Source organism: Paenibacillus sp. OK003 (assembly GCF_900109515.1).
Classification (GTDB): domain Bacteria; phylum Bacillota; class Bacilli; order Paenibacillales; family Paenibacillaceae; genus Paenibacillus; species Paenibacillus marchantiae.
This window is the reverse complement of record NZ_FOBD01000001.1, coordinates 101,272-117,355: the sequence shown is the minus strand read 5'-3', so window position 1 is coordinate 117,355 and position 16,084 is coordinate 101,272. Positions and strand designations below refer to the sequence as shown.

Annotated in this window: 18 protein-coding genes; all 18 read right to left on the bottom strand. The window is 44.5% G+C overall.

All coding sequences use genetic code 11. The annotated features are described in order from the left end of the window. Nucleotides 1–17 precede the first annotated feature (17 nt). On the bottom strand, nucleotides 18–476 hold the full coding sequence (locus BMW94_RS00515) for a flagellar basal body-associated FliL family protein (RefSeq protein WP_090993499.1): 459 nt from the start codon (nucleotides 474–476) through the stop codon (nucleotides 18–20). Further along, nucleotides 476–697, bottom strand: a complete 222-nt coding sequence (locus BMW94_RS00510; RefSeq protein ID WP_024630220.1) for a flagellar FlbD family protein — start codon at nucleotides 695–697, stop codon at nucleotides 476–478. Before BMW94_RS00510 ends, BMW94_RS00515 begins: the two co-directional genes overlap by 1 nt. A gap of 66 nt (nucleotides 698–763) precedes the next feature. After that, nucleotides 764–1,579 carry a flagellar basal body rod protein FlgG gene (gene flgG, locus BMW94_RS00505; RefSeq protein ID WP_072732401.1) on the bottom strand — a complete coding sequence of 272 codons (816 nt, stop codon included), beginning with the start codon at nucleotides 1,577–1,579 and terminating at the stop codon, nucleotides 764–766. An 82-nt stretch (nucleotides 1,580–1,661) separates the two neighbouring features. Further along, nucleotides 1,662–2,045, bottom strand: a complete 384-nt coding sequence (locus tag BMW94_RS00500) for a TIGR02530 family flagellar biosynthesis protein (protein ID WP_090993497.1) — start codon at nucleotides 2,043–2,045, stop codon at nucleotides 1,662–1,664. Further along, nucleotides 2,042–2,587, bottom strand: a complete 546-nt coding sequence (locus BMW94_RS00495) for a flagellar hook capping FlgD N-terminal domain-containing protein (RefSeq protein ID WP_090993495.1) — start codon at nucleotides 2,585–2,587, stop codon at nucleotides 2,042–2,044. The genes BMW94_RS00500 and BMW94_RS00495 overlap by 4 nt, the downstream gene beginning before the upstream one ends. A 19-nt stretch (nucleotides 2,588–2,606) precedes the next feature. Further along, nucleotides 2,607–3,986, bottom strand: coding sequence for a flagellar hook-length control protein FliK (locus BMW94_RS00490; RefSeq protein WP_090993493.1), 1,380 nt, complete (start codon nucleotides 3,984–3,986; stop codon nucleotides 2,607–2,609). Nucleotides 3,987–4,027: 41 nt separating this feature from the next. Continuing rightward, nucleotides 4,028–4,963, bottom strand: a complete 936-nt coding sequence (locus BMW94_RS00485) for a MotE family protein (RefSeq protein WP_090993491.1) — start codon at nucleotides 4,961–4,963, stop codon at nucleotides 4,028–4,030. A gap of 42 nt (nucleotides 4,964–5,005) precedes the next feature. Beyond that, a complete protein-coding gene (gene fliJ, locus BMW94_RS00480) occupies nucleotides 5,006–5,458 on the bottom strand; it encodes a flagellar export protein FliJ (protein WP_072732398.1) in 453 nt (150 codons plus the stop codon). 11 nt (nucleotides 5,459–5,469) lie between these two features. Next, a complete protein-coding gene (gene fliI, locus BMW94_RS00475) occupies nucleotides 5,470–6,789 on the bottom strand; it encodes a flagellar protein export ATPase FliI (protein ID WP_090993489.1) in 1,320 nt (439 codons plus the stop codon). Further along, a complete protein-coding gene (locus BMW94_RS00470; protein ID WP_090993488.1) occupies nucleotides 6,776–7,636 on the bottom strand; it encodes a FliH/SctL family protein in 861 nt (286 codons plus the stop codon). Before BMW94_RS00470 ends, fliI begins: the two co-directional genes overlap by 14 nt. Beyond that, nucleotides 7,629–8,645 carry a flagellar motor switch protein FliG gene (gene fliG / locus BMW94_RS00465; protein WP_090993486.1) on the bottom strand — a complete coding sequence of 339 codons (1,017 nt, stop codon included), beginning with the start codon at nucleotides 8,643–8,645 and terminating at the stop codon, nucleotides 7,629–7,631. Before fliG ends, BMW94_RS00470 begins: the two co-directional genes overlap by 8 nt. A gap of 11 nt (nucleotides 8,646–8,656) precedes the next feature. Further along, a complete protein-coding gene (fliF, locus tag BMW94_RS00460) occupies nucleotides 8,657–10,240 on the bottom strand; it encodes a flagellar basal-body MS-ring/collar protein FliF (RefSeq protein WP_090993484.1) in 1,584 nt (527 codons plus the stop codon). 137 nt (nucleotides 10,241–10,377) lie between these two features. Next, entirely contained in the window at nucleotides 10,378–10,689 is a 312-nt protein-coding gene (gene fliE / locus BMW94_RS00455) for a flagellar hook-basal body complex protein FliE (RefSeq protein ID WP_024630209.1), read from the bottom strand. Nucleotides 10,690–10,753: 64 nt separating this feature from the next. Further along, the gene (flgC, locus tag BMW94_RS00450) at nucleotides 10,754–11,206 is read right to left on the bottom strand and encodes a flagellar basal body rod protein FlgC (RefSeq protein WP_090993482.1); all 453 of its coding nucleotides are present in this window, start codon (nucleotides 11,204–11,206) and stop codon (nucleotides 10,754–10,756) included. Nucleotides 11,207–11,211: 5 nt separating this feature from the next. Next, complete coding sequence (gene flgB, locus BMW94_RS00445; RefSeq protein ID WP_090993480.1) at nucleotides 11,212–11,619, bottom strand: flagellar basal body rod protein FlgB; 408 nt, start codon at nucleotides 11,617–11,619, stop codon at nucleotides 11,212–11,214. Between the two features lie 987 nt (nucleotides 11,620–12,606). Beyond that, nucleotides 12,607–14,007 carry an ATP-dependent protease ATPase subunit HslU gene (gene hslU / locus BMW94_RS00440; protein ID WP_090993478.1) on the bottom strand — a complete coding sequence of 467 codons (1,401 nt, stop codon included), beginning with the start codon at nucleotides 14,005–14,007 and terminating at the stop codon, nucleotides 12,607–12,609. A gap of 141 nt (nucleotides 14,008–14,148) precedes the next feature. Next, on the bottom strand, nucleotides 14,149–14,691 hold the full coding sequence (hslV, locus tag BMW94_RS00435) for an ATP-dependent protease subunit HslV (RefSeq protein WP_024630205.1): 543 nt from the start codon (nucleotides 14,689–14,691) through the stop codon (nucleotides 14,149–14,151). Nucleotides 14,692–14,717: 26 nt separating this feature from the next. Beyond that, the gene (gene trmFO / locus BMW94_RS00430) at nucleotides 14,718–16,055 is read right to left on the bottom strand and encodes an FADH(2)-oxidizing methylenetetrahydrofolate--tRNA-(uracil(54)-C(5))-methyltransferase TrmFO (RefSeq protein ID WP_090993476.1); all 1,338 of its coding nucleotides are present in this window, start codon (nucleotides 16,053–16,055) and stop codon (nucleotides 14,718–14,720) included. Nucleotides 16,056–16,084: the final 29 nt, after the last annotated feature.

Sequence of the window (16,084 nt, the reverse complement as noted above, 5' to 3'; positions counted from 1 at the left end):
ACAGCGTGTCCTGTTCATTATATTGGTGCTGTCAAAAAAGAAGAAAAACTAGTGCTAGTCAGCTTACCTTCCGGTAAAGCTTCATTAATAAGCTCAGTCAATTTTTTATTAAATTGAATGCGACCTTTCGCTGTAGCCAGTTCATCCGACTTGGTATCCGCAAAAGTCTGGATGATAATAGGCTTCACCGTAATTTCCTTGATTTTCTCAAAATCTTCTTTAGCCTTTTTGTCGGACAATTTGAAAGAAAAACTTACAACTACAACATGGTCTATATCAGCCAAATTGGTTTTAATTTCTCCAAGCTCTGAGGAAACTTCAACAATCTCATCCGCAGTCATCTTCTTCTCTGCAGCGGCTGCCGTATGTGTATCAACCTTATTCCCGTTCTGTCCTGTCATAAATACAAACACAACCACCACAATGAGTGTTATAGCTAGCAAGCTTGTTGCAAGCCATGGCAACATCTTTTTCATCAGGACTCCTCCGTTTGCTGCACTTTAATCGTGGCTGCCTGAACCCCGATTTCACGGTTGTAATCTTTAATTTTGGAAATAACCTCATCGGCCTTCTCAAGCACAATAAGTCTCTTTCCGGTTACCAGAGTAATATACGTGTCTGGTGTCTCTTCCACAATTTCAACCATCAGCGCATTTAACCACATGGGAGAACCATTTAACCGCGTAACCGAAATCATGCTAAGCCCCCTCAATCAGCGTGGAGGAGCAAGCTCCCCCACGCATTAAAAATTACTAATCAGTTATTAACGTTTCAGGTTAACAACTTCCTGAAGCACTTCATCGGACGTTGTAATAATCCGTGAGTTCGCCTGGAATCCACGCTGAGCCACGATCATCTCTGTAAATTCACCTGTTAGATCTACGTTGGACATTTCAAGTTGCCCTGCAATAACGGAGCCTGTACCAAATTCAGTACTATTGGCAGTGACAATTTCAAATTCCCCGTCAGCATTGGCATTTGCAGTAATACGATACAAGTTACCACCGATTTTTTCCAGACCTTCTGGATTGGTTACTTTCCCTATGCCCAGTTGTGCTCCAGCTTCAGTTGTTCCATCATCCATCGTCTGGTTGATAATTCCGTCTTGACCAATAGTGAAAGAAACTACTGCTTCATCCAAAGTGATAGGTTCTCCACCACTATCCACAACGAACAGACCATCGGATGTCACGAGGTTACGGTTAGCATCCACATGGAAATCTCCTGCACGGGTTAAAAAAGGAACTTCTTGTTCCCCGCCAAGGGTCACCAGGAAGAAACCATCACCATTGAGACGCAGGTCGGTTGGATTATTAGTTGTCATTGGGCTGCCTGCAAGATGCAGCGTATCAATTGATCCTACCGATACACCCAAACCAATCTGCTTTGCATTTACACCACCGTTATCATCTCCAGGCGCTGTTACCCCCGCCGTTGTTTGGCTCATAATATCTTTGAACATGACACGGCTACCTTTAAAACCAACCGTATTGACGTTCGCAATATTATTACCGATAACATCAAGTTTCGTTTGAAAACCCCGCATCCCGGAAACGCCTGAGTACATTGATTTCAACATTTTTTAAAAATCCTCCCAGCCTAAATTTGGTTACCGCGTCAGTCGGTCAGCGGCGTTCCGGCTCCCGAGAAGGGCCAGCCGGTCAAGAAATGATTACAGCACTGTCAATCTGGGTGAATACATTATCCTTCATGCTTTCACTATCCATGGCTGTAACGACAGTGCGATTTTTGACATTAACGATAAAAGCCATATCATTCATCAAAATCAAGGATTCCTTGGCTCCTTTGGCAGCAGCCTTATCCAGAGCAGTTCCAATCTGCTGCATCTGCTCAGTCTTGAGTTCAATACCGCGCTGTTCCAACCTTTTGGCAGCATGATTACTCAATTTCAGGAGATTGTCTTCCAATACCTGTGCAAAAGGGCGTTCAGGTCCATTGGACGCTTCTCCCACTTTGGAGCGATTATGCAAATTGGGTGTAATTGGACCTGTGTACAGTTGGCCTACGGTTATGCGGTCACTCATAACGTGTTTCCATTGTCTTCAGGCTGCGCTGATGCTTCTGGTTCCTTACTTTCGTTCGTTGCAGCTGAATCTGCAGCGTTCTGAACCGGATTTTCATTTTCCTCAGCCTGTGTTGGATTGGTTACCTGAATAATTTCATCCAGCTTAATTTCGTCTTTGCCCACTTTTGCGTACTGAACACCATCTCGTACGATAATAGAATCCACAATACCTTGACGGAGTGTTCCGTTATCCTCTTTATTAGAAGAAAGCCAGCTGATCTCGCGGCCAATCATGCCAGACACTGTCCCAAGAGACTGATTCAAAGTCTTGAGCTGAGACGAGATATTCACCAGTTGTTCTACCGAACTGAACTGAGCCATCTGAGCGATAAATTCCTTATCTTCCATTGGCTGCATCGGATCCTGATTTTGTAGCTGAGTGATCAATATTTTAAGAAACTGATCCTTGCCCAGCTCTTTTGTTGCAGCGCTTGTTGTGGCTTTATTCGCTGCCGAATAGTTAGGCCATGTATTATTGGTAGAAATCGCTTCATTAGCCATATTTTCACCTCATTTCTGTTTAAGCCTCTGCTGTAAACGTGTCTCTTCGCAGGTCGTTGCCTTCCTCATGCTCACTGCGCCAGTTGCGCAATTCTTCCTGGAGCGTTGCTGTAGTTACAGCATCATCTGACTGTTCTTCACGTTCCCGTGAGCGACGTTGCTGCTGAGAATTGCTTCCTGGCTGGCGTCCACCATCCTGGTACATTTGTGAACCAAGTGAGCTGTTCTGAGTCACCTCAAGTCGTTCCACTTGAATACCTTGTGCTTGTAGCGAGCTACGCAGTTGAACCATTTGCTGTTCCAGCATGTCTTTCGCCATCGTATGCTCGGTCATAAACCGTGCAACCAATTGTCCGTTTTGCAAAGTAATCTGCACATCCAACTTACCCAGATGCTCCGGACGTAGTGAAATAGTCGCTTCCGAAAATCCCTTTTGTTGCACAATATCCAGCTTATTCACAACAAACTGTGTCATCTCTTTTGCAAACTGGGATGCTTGCATGACAGGTTCAGCCGGTTTACCTGCTGATGTTCCTGTTGAACGTAAAGACAACTCTCCTGCCGTAATGATACTTGAATGGTCCACTTCTCCGACTTCATTTACAGTAGGTGTTGAATTCGTTTCAACTGAAACTTTAGTTCCAGTATTTGAAGCAGCTGCAACAAGAACTTGTGGTACCACTGAGTCTTGCTTGGATGTTTGAACGGGATTCGTTGGAGCCACTTGCACAGCCTGGTCCTTAGTCACCACTAATGTATCCAGAATGGATTTAAGTTCAGTCCACCCTTTGTTAAGACTGGTGTCAACGCCAGCATCTTGCAGCTGACTTTGAAGCGATTGAAGCAGGTGCTTGAATTCTGGAGCGTTCTTGACAACAGTACTGTCCGGCTCATTCATACCCGCAATTAACTGTGTAAGCACATCCTGTAATACAAAGCGCACTACTGCTGGATGTTCTGCCAGATCAATTGCCGATGCTGCATTTCCCGTTTCAATTGTAGGCTCGTCAGAACCTTCGGCTTGCATTGCAGGATTAGCATCTAATTGAGCGTACATCTGCTGAATCAGACTTTGTACATCCCCGAGCAGTGACGGATCATTTTCCAAAGCTTCATCTAGCGAATCCAAATCTGCGAATAACGAACTCAAAATATCGGTAATCGATGTTTGTTCTCCGTCTTCACTAGCTGCAAAGGTAAACATAAGCGGATTCGCAGTTAAGCTTCCTGCTTCAGCCGAGCTGTTCTCCGCCGTTGCACCACCATTCAATGATTGGGCAAGAGTTTGCAGAAAATCACCGCTTCCAGCAGTTGCACCTTTGGATCCAGTTCCAGCTGTCTGAGCTGCTCCTGTTGTCTTCGCGGATGATGTGGATGTCATTTGATATACAATCGACATTTATTTTCACCTCCTCTCCGTACTAAACAGAGCTACTGATCTTACTTGTTACCCATTAATTTATTTAATATTTTTGCAGTTTCAACCGAATTTTCAGTCGACATATTTTCAAGCAATTGAGACCGTGTAGCATCATCTACAGAATTTAAAATGGTCAAGGTTTTGTCTGGACTCAGCTTGTAAGTTTCGAGCAACAGCTTGGCTCCACTAGAGGCCGACATGGAGGCAAACGTTTGACTAAGCTGATTTTTATCCAAATTTTTGGAGTTAGTTGTAGACGCCGTAGATGTCGTTGCTGTTTCTTTCTTTAAGCGGGATTGCAGCGCATCCAAGGCCAGATCACCAGATGGTTTCGCATCCTTCATCATCATCGTGACATCAGCCGCTGTTTTTGGGTCCATCTTTTCCAGTACCTTAGTTCTTGCAGCCGATTGCATCGCACTCAGAAGTAACACCATCTCTTCATTCGTCATATTTTGCAAAATCGGCGCAGCCTTACTGGGACTCATGTCCGCATACATCTTCGCCAAATCTTTAATTTGTTTCTGATAATCAGACTCGGTCTCTGGATTCTGCACAGCGGTTTCAGCAGCTTTTTCCGCATCATCCAATTTCTTTTGCAGATCGCTTGCTTTCTTCGCTTCTGTTGCCGTGGCATCCTTCGCGGCTTTGAGCTCTGTTTCTTTCTCACTTACTTGTGCCTTCAGCTTATCTATTGTAGCCTCTGCACTCTCGACCTGCTGCTCGCTCTTCTCCAGTTTCTTTTTCTCCGGATCTAGCACAGGATCAGGTACCCAGTCCTTCACGATAGGGATTTTGTTAGCTACTTCAAGCAGGTTGTTACGAATATCTACATTAAATAGAGTGAGCAAAACACCCAACAAAACCACAGTGAACACAATTGGGATTGAAATCATCAGAAACTTTTCCCAACCGCCGCTCGACTCTTTTTCCATATCTGTGTCTTTAACAGCCATTGTTCTTTCCTCCTTCACGAGACAACTTCGCGTCCGGCCACATCAATTCGCGCGTCCGGCTTTGGCAGCGAAGCGTACAGTAGCCATCTCGTCCAGATCGTTCTGTTCCCGGAGGAGCATCTCCTGCTGAAATTTGATTTTGGCCTTGTCTCTCGCCCCAAGCCATACTTTTTCGTCCATCATTTTGCCGTTCAGAAACGTCTGATTCCGTTGCACATTGACCTCAGCATGTCTGACATCACTACTTTTGCGTGAAATACACTCGTCAAGGTGATGGACATACCGCTGCATCTCCTGCAAGCTGGATACGGAAGCCGTACTCTCCGTAGCGGATTGAATGACATCAATCAGTTCCTTTTTATCATTCAATAGTTGTAAAAGATGCTCTTCCTCCGTCTGAAGTTTCCCGATCGCTGTGGATAACATCCACTCCGCTTGCGTTTTTTCATTGCTTTTCAGGTCAACAACCTTCTGGAAATGATATCGAAATTTCATCGTTTACCCATTCATCTCCTTGCAAATTCAAGAATCAAACGTTCCTGTACTTCACTCAGCGTTACTTTTTCATCAACTTTCTGCCTTGTAAAATTCCAGATGCTATCAATCTGGTCTATCGATTCATCAATAGCAGCATTTGAACCTCTTTGATAGGCCCCAATGTTGATTAAATCCTCAGATTCCTTGTACACAGCCATGAGTCTCTTCATATTATTAACGGCTTCCAGCTGCTCTTCAGGAGCAATATCCTTCATAACCCGGCTAATGCTTGCAAGCACATCAATGGCAGGGAAATGACCTTTGTTCGCGATGGACCGATTCAGTACAATATGACCATCCAATATACCTCTCACTGCATCTGCAATCGGTTCGTTCATATCATCCCCGTCGACAAGGACGGTGTAAAAAGCAGTAATCGAACCTGTGGGTCCAGTCCCTGCTCGCTCAAGCAGCTTGGGTAAACTGGCAAAAACAGAAGGAGTATATCCCCTCATTGCAGGAGGCTCTCCCACGGCAAGTCCCACTTCCCTCTGTGCCATGGCATAACGAGTAACGGAGTCCATCATCAACATGACATTCATGCCTCTATCTCTGAAATACTCCGCAATCGTAGTTGCGATGACCGCGCCTTTGATTCGAATCAGAGCAGGTTGATCAGAGGTAGCGACAATAACGACAGATCGTTCCAGTCCTTCCGGACCCAAATCTCGTTCAATAAAGTCACGCACCTCACGGCCCCGCTCCCCCACCAAAGCAATGACATTGACATCTGCTGCTGTATTGCGGGCGATCATACCCATCAACGTACTTTTACCAACACCCGATCCGGCAAAAATACCGACCCTCTGTCCTTTGCCAACCGTCAACAGACCGTCAATGGCTCTCACACCTACACTCATCGTTTCGAGTACCCGTGGACGATCCATCGGATTCACTGGCGTATTGGATGTGGAGTACATCGGCATTCTGGAGGGCAACAAGGAACCATCCAAAGGTTGTCCCAATCCATCTAACACCTTACCGAGCAATTCTGATCCAACCTGAACCCCAAGCGGTTTCCCCGTTCCGACCACATCACATCCAGGTCCAATGGATTGAAGTTCACCAAGTGGCATGAGCAATACTTTGTTATCCCGAAACCCGACAACCTCTGCCTGAAGAGGCTTGGCTGATTTTCCGGGGTAGATGTAACATACATCACCAATGCTAGCATCCGGACCTTCAGACTCAACCATAAGACCAATAACCTGAGTGACCTTACCATTAATGCGAACAGGATCAAATTTTTTAAGATGTTCGATGTACCGCTGTGAGCTAAGAATCTTCATGTTGATTTTTTCGCCCCTCATCCTCAAGTGCTATGCGGATCAGTTCTTTTTTAATTTCAGCGAGCTGGGTATCAATTCTGGCATCTACGCTCCCAAACGATGATCGTATAACACATCCCTTGTCCTTTACCGTAGCATCAGGCAAAATCTGCAATTCTGCCTGAGAGTCAATCGCCATAGCCAACTCTTCACGTGCGGCCTGCACAAAATTAAATTGATCAGGTGCAACACATAAGGTGATCATCCCCTGTTCACGTTTGCGGGACAAACTCTGACGAATCAGTTCAAGCGTGTGTTCGGGTTCAACCGAGAGTTGCTTGTCAATCACTTTCTCAGCGATACCACAAGCGAGATCCACAAGAAAAGGCTCTGCTTCCTGAATAATCTGATCTTTGGCAACGTAAGCTTCTGCAAGCACCCCACGGGCTTCCTTCATCATCTCTTCGATCTTCACCTGGAGATCCAGTTCAGCCTGTACTTTGCCTTCTTCAAAACCCTGCTGAAAACCTTGTGAACGAAGCGCTTCAGTCAGATGTTCATCCTGCTGACGCTGCTCCTGCCACCAGCTATCAATCTGTTCACGGGCTTCTTGAAGCAATCGCTCCGCTTCCTCTGAAGCATCACGTACCTGCTTTTCTGCAAACTCCTTGGCATCCTCCAGCATCTCCGCGGTAAGACGTTGTGTTTCTTCGTCCACGCGTGCCTGAAGCATCTCAGCTTCAGAACCTTCAGCACGTTCACCATCTAACTCCGCATCAGACTCCGGTCCACCATAATGATGATGATTTTCGAGTCTTTTGCGGTCATCGACCGGTACATACTGGAAAGATTTAATCAAATTAGACAATGATATCATCTCCTCCACCGCGAGCGATAATGATCTCACCAGCTTCTTCCAATCTACGGATCGTTCCTACGATACGGGTCTGAGCTTCCTCAACATCACGCAACCGAACGGGTCCCATAAATTCCATTTCTTCCTTGAATGTCTCGGACATCCGTTTCGACATATTCCGGAATATAGCATCCCGTACCTCTTCGCTTGACACTTTCAGTGCCAACTGCAAATCTGCGTTGTCGATGTCACGGATAATACGCTGGATCGAACGATCATCCACATTGACGATATCTTCGAATACAAACATGCGTTTTTTGATTTCTTCTGCAAGTTCCGGATCTTGAATTTCCAGTGAGTCGAGAATAGTACGTTCCGTACCACGGTCGACGCCGTTCAAGATCTGAACGATGGATTCGATACCACCGGCATTTGTATAATCCTGTGTAACAGTAGATGATAATTTCTGTTCGAGCACCCGCTCCACTTGAGAAATGACTTCCGGAGACGTACTGTCCATAACAGCAACTCTGCGTGCTACATCGGCTTGCTTCTCTTGTGGTAACGAGGACAGGATTGCTGCTGCCTGCTCAAATTGCAGATACGATAATACCAGAGCAATTGTTTGCGGGCTTTCATTTTGAATAAAGTTCAATATTTGATTCGGATCCGCCTTACGCGCAAAGTCAAAGGGTCTAACTTGCAGCGTAGCCGTTAAACGGTTAATAACTTCAAGTGCTTTTTGCGATCCAAGTGCTTTCTCCAGAATTTCTCTCGCGTACGTAATACCGCCTTGAGAAATATATTCCTGTGCCAGACAGATCTGGTGAAACTCAGACATAATCATATCTTTTTCGGAAGCGTCCACTTTACGAACATTGGCAATTTCCAACGTTAGTTGTTCAATCTCCTCATCCCGCAAATGTTTAAAGATTTGCGCGGATACTTCCGGACCTAATGTAATCAACAAAATTGCTGCTTTTTGTCTTCCAGTCAGACCTTGACTGCTTGCCTTCGCCAATGCGTTCACCTCTATTCGTCAGCCAGCCACGTACGCAGCAGATTGACGAATTCGTCTGGCTTTTTCTTGGCCAAACTCTCCAATTGTTTGCGCACTTGACTTTCGTTCGTTACACTGTCCAACGTAATGGACGGAAACTCTGTTGCTACCGGAAGAGGAATGTCCTCTTCTTCTATTTCGTTTTGTTTGCGACGACGGCGCACTAACAAAATAACAACCGTTGCAATCAATGCTGCCACCAGAGCTCCTATGCCCCACATCATTCCGGTGGAAAGCTGGAAGCCTGTATTGGTTGCCGCAGCAGTCTGGAAACCTTGAGACATTACCGAAACTTTTTTGGCCAAATCTGCGTCACTTATTACAGTGCCTGAGTCCGCCAATGATGCACGAACAATGTTAACCAAAATATTTTCAATTGCATCCTGAACCGGTGCTTGTAATTCTGTTTGTCCTGCCGGTGGTTCAACCGCGACATTAATGGTTAAATCCTTTACAGTATATGGACTGGAAACGATATCTTTAACAATTCGGTTGACATCGTAGTTTTTGGTGCTCGATGTTTCTTCCGAGGTTGAGTTGCCTGATGTATCCGATGATGGATAACCCGGAACTTCCTCTTGACCTGTGCCAGCAACACCACCTGTCGGATTGCTTGCCCCAGTGTAGCTCTTTTGAATCTCTTGTACACTGATCTCGATGCCTTTCATATTATCTACATCGACCGGTGTGACCAGATTTTCTTTCCGCGTTTCCTTGTCAAAATTAAGCTTGGAAGCAACCAGAACATTGACGTTCTCGTCGCCCACAATCTGGGAAAGAAATTGTTTCACATTATTGCGAACATCATTTTCGAATTTCTTCTGTAACGCCATGTTTTCTTGGACTTCAGAAGATAATCCCCCGCTACCACCTCGGGCCGTCGGAATCAGTTCCGCTTCATCCGTGTTCGTAATCGTTATGTTTTCAATAGGTAGATTGGGAATGGCTGTTTTAACCAAATTAAAATATCCATCTACCGCAGCCTGATTGGGGTGATAACCCGGTTTAAACTGGAGAGCCACTGATGCTGATGCTTTATCCTGTTCTTCCAGGCCAGCAAAGATATTATCTTTCGGCATATTGACCAGTACTTTAGCATCCTGTATGCCTTGCATCCGTTGAAGCAACTGTTCCACTTCTCCGTTCAATGCGTTGTTATACTTCACATCGAACTCTTTATCCGTCATCCCGATTGGAGATGATGACTCCTCGAAAGACTTATATCCTAATGAACCATTCTGAATAATCCCTTGTGATCCGATATTAACTTTTGCAATAGCAACGTCCGTGCTCGGTACAGATATGGTCTTGCCGTCTGCACTTAATTTGTATGGAATACTCGATGAATCAAGATAATTAATGACACCTGCCGAGTCACTTGCATTCAAATCCGTGAAAGCAACTTCATATTCCGTCTTTGACAATTGCATGGTTAGTACAACTGCAGCCAAAATTAAAAACAGGAAGGTGGAAATAAATAATACCTTTTGCTTTTTGCTAAAACTATTCCAATACTGGGATGCCTTATCCCTGTACTGGGCAATTCTCTCATTCACTCTGTCACCCCATCCGAAACTTTGCTTGGTCTGTCCCTCCGCAATCTCTATAGGTTCTAAAGTTTAACGGTCAGGAGCAGCATCGCAGCTGCTTGTTGTAGTAATCAGCGCTGTTGTCGAAGCGCATGTAAGTCAATTTACAATTGCGTGCGCATAATCTCCTGATATGCTTCGACTACTTTGTTTCGGACTTGAGTCGTAAGTTGAAGACTCAAAAGGGCCTGTTCAGAAGCGATCATCACCTGATCAACGTTCACTTTTCCAACCAGGAATTGGTTTGACATTTCATGTGCTTGGGTCTCCTGTGCAGCTACAGACCCTAGCGCATCCTGTAGGTATGTACCGAAGCTCTGAATCGTTTCGGCTGGTGTAGATGGTTTACTTTGTGCCGTACTTTGCATCTGAAGCGGTTGAATCCCCTGTGTGCTAAACATGTTGTTCTGAATCATTAATGTCCCTCCCTTTCATTTCTGTTAATTGGTTTTATGGATATTTCCACCTTTAAGCCGTTAACTAGGCTCTTCCAATCTCCAATGCCTTGGATATCATTGCTTTGGTTGAGTTCAAAGCTGTGACGTTTGCTTCATATGAACGTGAAGCTGAGATCATGTCCACCATTTCTTTCGCGATATCCACGTTAGGCATGTACACATATCCTTCAGCGTTAGCATCCGGATGTGAAGGGTCATAGACCGGTTTCAGAGGCGATTGATCTTCACGAATCTCTGATACTCGAACTCCCTCTCCAGACCCACTGCTTTTCATCTGATCTTGAAGCAAACTGTTGAATGAAGTTTTGTTGGGTTCAAGCACAACCATCTTGCGCTTGTAAGGAACCGCCTCGCCGTTGGTTACACTCGCGCGCGTCGTCTCCGCGTTGGCAATGTTGGAAGATATAACGTCCATCCGCAAACGCTGAGCCGTTAGAGCCGATGCACTGATACTGAAACTGTTACTGATGTTCACTTAAGTTATCTCCCTTCGACTCCAACACGCATCATTTTGATCTGTTCATTCACTTGCTGAATATAAGCGTTGTAACGGAGCTGATTCTCCGCCAGAAGACTCATTTCTTTGTCTACATCGACGTTGTTCTCGTTGTTATTCATAGAAGTTGACTGGTCCATATTAACTACTGGTGTAGGTATGGAAGAGGAAGGACCTATGACAAAATGCCTTGAATCCGTTACTTTCCCTTTAAGAACAGGCATATCTCCATTCATTTGTTCCTGCAGCAATTCTTCAAAAGCAACGTCCGAACGCTTGAAATATGGGGTATCCGCATTCGCAATGTTGTCAGCAATTGTTCGTTGTCTAGTGTTGGAGGCATCTAGTGCACCTTGTAACCTTTGAAAACTAATATCATTCAAAAGATTCATAATCGCCCTCCTCTCTTTAGAAATTATGGAAATAGATTCAATCTTTTTCCGTCAGGATGCTTATGTTTTTTCGACAAAAAACATTCGCTTTTACACGGTTTTCTAGGACTTAAGTAGAATTAACTCTGATGTTGTCGTATAACATAAGTTTCTTCGAGATTGGGATATATTACAATAAGAAAAAAGCCCTATCTTTTCTGAAAGAGAGAGCTTTTTGTGTATTTTCTGCAAATTATGAATTTTTTCGTAAATGTCGGGTCCCAAAACAAAAATAAGCTTAAGTGCTCGATATGAGCTCTTAAACATTCTTAAAATTTACACTATGCTTCTATACATTTGAGTACATCATAATAATACAAACCTGCAATACATTGAGATGCTTCAAGAAATTTCCTGATAGAAATATTTACCGATATAATAAGCTTTGTTATTAATTCCAATACAATCTTCGCTCTTCAATGAAATAGATAATTGACAAAATATCCAGACTGGATTATTTGATTTCACTGAATTTCCCCAACACTTTTTTAACATTTATCCCTCGTATGCAGATTTTGATGAACCGATAAATTTTTGTCACATCTGCAATGCGATTAAATTCATATTTTGCGTATTTGTGCAAGCTTTCCTCTTGCTGTTGATTAAACCGATATCCAGACTTGGAAAAAATAAAACCTTTTATTGGAATTTTTAGAGTTATAAAATATTAACTTCCAACATGCCGACAATCTTATATATATGATCTCTGCGGCACAAGTCCTAGATTATCTTTCATCGTATACAACTCAAACTCTTTTATCGGTTATAATACTGCATTTTATTAGGCTAAAACAAAAATAAACGGCATACATCTGGATTGAATAAAGTCTTCTACAGTCAGAACCAGGACCAAATATCCTATTTCCGTGTAGTTGTTTGATCTTTATTCATCCATTGTATACCGTCTTTCAACCTACAATCACACCATGAACAGAGCTCTACCCTGTGTTACAAGATATATTGACTTAAATCACGATCAAGTGCAATGTCATTCAATTTCTCACGTACATATTCCGGAGTAATTACCATACGCTCCAGCGTAAGTTCTGGCGCTTCAAAAGACAGATCCTCAAGAAGTTTCTCCAGAATAGTATGCAGACGCCGTGCACCGATATTTTCGGTATTCTGATTCACGGTCTCAGCCAGCTTGGCAATCTCACGAATGGCATCATCCGAGAATTCAATCTCAATATTCTCCGTACGCAGCAAATCCACATACTGCTTGGTTAACGCATTTTTAGGTTCTGTAAGGATCGATACAAATTCATCAAGCGTCAGGCTGTTCAGTTCTACACGGATCGGGAAACGCCCCTGGAGCTCTGGAATGAGATCTGAGGGTTTGGCTACGTGAAATGCACCAGCTGCCATAAACAGGATGTAATCCGTTTTGACAGGGCCATACTTCGTCATTACCGTAGATCCTTCCACGATAGGCAAAATATCACGCTGAACACCTTCACGGGATACATCGGGGCCGCTACCGCGTCCTTGGCTGGCCACTTTATCAATTTCGTCAATGAATATGATACCTGTCTGTTCCGCCCGGCGAATGGACTCCTGAGTAACATCATCCATATCAATCAACTTGCCCGCTTCTTCCTGAATCAATACTTTGCGAGCTTCCTTAATCGCCAGTTTACGTTTTTTGGTACGACGAGGCAATAAACTGCCAAACATCTCCTGCATGTTCATCCCCATCTGATCATTTCCTTGACCCGCGAACATGTCCATCATATTAGGCGTGGTATCTTCCACATCAATCTCGATCACGTCATCTTCCAGCTTGCCAGATAACAAATCGAATTTAATTTTGCGTCGCCGTTCAGCTACTCCCGTATCCGGTTCTTGCTCATCGGCTTCTGGTGTGTTGTTTCCATTATTGCCAAAAATCATTTCGAATGGATTCCGCTGATTTTTGGATTTGGATTGTGAAGGGGCCAAAATATGTACAATCCGCTCATTGGCAGCCTCTTCCGCTTTGTCCTTGACCTTTTCTGTACGTTCCAGCTTGACCATCCGCAGCGATGTTTCAATCAGATCACGAATCATAGATTCCACGTCACGGCCGACGTAACCCACTTCTGTGAACTTCGTAGCCTCTACCTTTACGAATGGAGCTCCTACCAACTTAGCGAGTCGGCGTGCAATTTCTGTTTTACCAACACCAGTAGGTCCAATCATCAGAATATTTTTAGGGACAATATCATCTTGGGTATTTTCGGGCAAAAGGCTACGGCGATAACGATTGCGAAGGGCGACCGCTACCGATTTTTTAGCCTGTTTTTGACCTACAATGTACTTATCAAGCTCTGCAACGATTTGTCTTGGCGTTAACGCTTGAGTATCCATATAGCTTCCCTCCTACCAGTATGCGAACCTTGTTTATGAGATAGAACGTTATACATTTACCTACAAGGACAAAGAATCTCCACGAAGTAACTGGAGCCGATTTAATCATCATGCCCCATCACGGGAGATTGCTTTCCTACCTTACAACTCTTCAACAATAATATTATTGTTGGTATATACGCATAACTCTGAAGCAATCTGGAGTGATTCACGAGCAATGTCTTTCGCTTCCAGATCCACCGCATGACGTTTTAATGCACGCGCAGCAGATAAGGCGAAGTTTCCTCCGGAGCCAATAGCGATAACGTCATCATCCGGCTCGATTATTTCGCCCCCACCAGAAATCAGCAGCATACCCGTTTTATCCATAACAATAAGGAGTGCCTCCAGTTTGCGCAAAATCCGATCCTGGCGCCAATCCTTGGCAAGCTCTACCGCTGCCCGCTGCAGATTACCATGGTGCTCCTCCAGCTTGCCTTCGAATTTCTCAAACAAGGTAATGGCATCCGCTACGGAACCCGCAAAACCGGCCACAACCTGCCCACGATATAAACGTCTTACCTTCTTGGCTGTATTTTTCATCACAACACTTTGCCCCATGGTCACCTGACCATCACCAGCAATGGCTGCTTTGCCATTATGACGTACTGCACAGATCGTTGTAGCATGAAATGACATATCCATGATATCAGCCTCCTCCCACGATTAATTTACACGCGTTCCGGAACGATTAGACCTTCTGCTGCTGCAAAACGGGCAATGCCATCCAGTGCTCGCTGTGCAAGTGCTTCATTCTTTTCCTTTTTGTTGCGTATTTTAGTTTCCAGCTTCGGCAACAATCCGAAGTTTGCGTTCATTGGCTGGAAATGTTTGAAATCAGCAGTTGTAATATACTGTGCCATACTGCCCAGCGTTGTCTCCACCGGCAATACCACCAGTTCCTGTCCAAGCGCTGCTTTAGCTGCATTCATACCCGCGATCAAACCGGATGCTGCAGATTCTACATAACCTTCTACTCCCGTCATTTGACCTGCAAAGAACAGGTTTGGACGCTCTTTGAACTGATACGTTGGACGAAGCAGTTTGGGAGAATTGATAAATGTATTACGGTGCATAACGCCATAACGGACGAATTCCGCATTTTCAAGTCCAGGGATCAAAGAAAAGACACGCTTTTGTTCTCCCCACTTCAGATGCGTCTGGAATCCGACCAGATTGTACAGCGTTCCTGCTGCATTGTCCTGTCTAAGCTGAACAACAGCATGAGGCAGTTCTCCAGTATGTGGATTGACGAGTCCTACAGGTTTCATCGGACCAAACAAAGCTGTTTGTTTACCACGTTTCATCATGACTTCAATTGGCATACAGCCTTCGAAGTAAATTTCTTTCTCAAACTCTTTAAGTTGAGCAACTTCCGCTGTGATTAACGCTTCATAGAATACATCGAATTCCTCTTCTGTCATCGGACAGTTCAAGTACGCTGCTTCGCCTTTATCATAACGTGAAGCCAGATAAACTTTATTCATATCAATGGAATCTTTTTCGATAATTGGCGCAGCCGCATCATAGAAGTAGAAGTATTCTTCACCCATAAGAGCCTTGATTTGCTCTGACAATGCTGGTGAAGTCAAAGGCCCCGTTGCAACAACAACGATTCCGTCTTCCGGCAAAGAAGTCAGCTCTTCATTAACTACTTCGATGAGTGGATGCTGATGAAGCGTAGATGTGATCTCGCCTGAGAATCCGTCCCGGTCCACAGCAAGTGCTCCACCTGCTGGAACAGCATGGCGGTCTGCTGCACCCAAGACCAGAGAATTAAGCATTCTCATTTCTTCCTTCAATACACCGACTGCGTTAGTCAATCCATTGGCACGAAGCGAGTTGCTGCACACCAGTTCTGCAAATTTATCTGTATGGTGAGCCGGCGTTTTCACAACCGGTCTCATCTCGTATAGTTTTACGCGCACACCGCGACTTGCGATCTGCCAGGCTGCTTCTGTTCCTGCCAGCCCGGCACCAATAACGGTTACTTGTTGTTCATTCGTCAAAATCATTTACCCCCATTATGCTATTCCGC

Excerpts from the sequence above, each read along its gene's own strand:
- BMW94_RS00515 (WP_090993499.1), bottom strand. The coding sequence starts at position 476 with ATGAAAAAGATGTTGCCATGGCTTGCAACAAGCTTGCTAGCTATAACA.
- BMW94_RS00510 (WP_024630220.1), bottom strand. The coding sequence starts at position 697 with ATGATTTCGGTTACGCGGTTAAATGGTTCTCCCATGTGGTTAAATGCG.
- flgG (WP_072732401.1), bottom strand. The coding sequence starts at position 1,579 with ATGTTGAAATCAATGTACTCAGGCGTTTCCGGGATGCGGGGTTTTCAA.
- BMW94_RS00500 (WP_090993497.1), bottom strand. The coding sequence starts at position 2,045 with ATGAGTGACCGCATAACCGTAGGCCAACTGTACACAGGTCCAATTACA.
- BMW94_RS00495 (WP_090993495.1), bottom strand. The coding sequence starts at position 2,587 with ATGGCTAATGAAGCGATTTCTACCAATAATACATGGCCTAACTATTCG.
- BMW94_RS00490 (WP_090993493.1), bottom strand. The coding sequence starts at position 3,986 with ATGTCGATTGTATATCAAATGACATCCACATCATCCGCGAAGACAACA.
- BMW94_RS00485 (WP_090993491.1), bottom strand. The coding sequence starts at position 4,963 with ATGGCTGTTAAAGACACAGATATGGAAAAAGAGTCGAGCGGCGGTTGG.
- fliJ (WP_072732398.1), bottom strand. The coding sequence starts at position 5,458 with ATGAAATTTCGATATCATTTCCAGAAGGTTGTTGACCTGAAAAGCAAT.
- fliI (WP_090993489.1), bottom strand. The coding sequence starts at position 6,789 with ATGAAGATTCTTAGCTCACAGCGGTACATCGAACATCTTAAAAAATTT.
- fliE (WP_024630209.1), bottom strand. The coding sequence starts at position 10,689 with ATGATTCAGAACAACATGTTTAGCACACAGGGGATTCAACCGCTTCAG.
- flgB (WP_090993480.1), bottom strand. The coding sequence starts at position 11,619 with ATGAATCTTTTGAATGATATTAGTTTTCAAAGGTTACAAGGTGCACTA.
- hslU (WP_090993478.1), bottom strand. The coding sequence starts at position 14,007 with ATGGATACTCAAGCGTTAACGCCAAGACAAATCGTTGCAGAGCTTGAT.
- hslV (WP_024630205.1), bottom strand. The coding sequence starts at position 14,691 with ATGGATATGTCATTTCATGCTACAACGATCTGTGCAGTACGTCATAAT.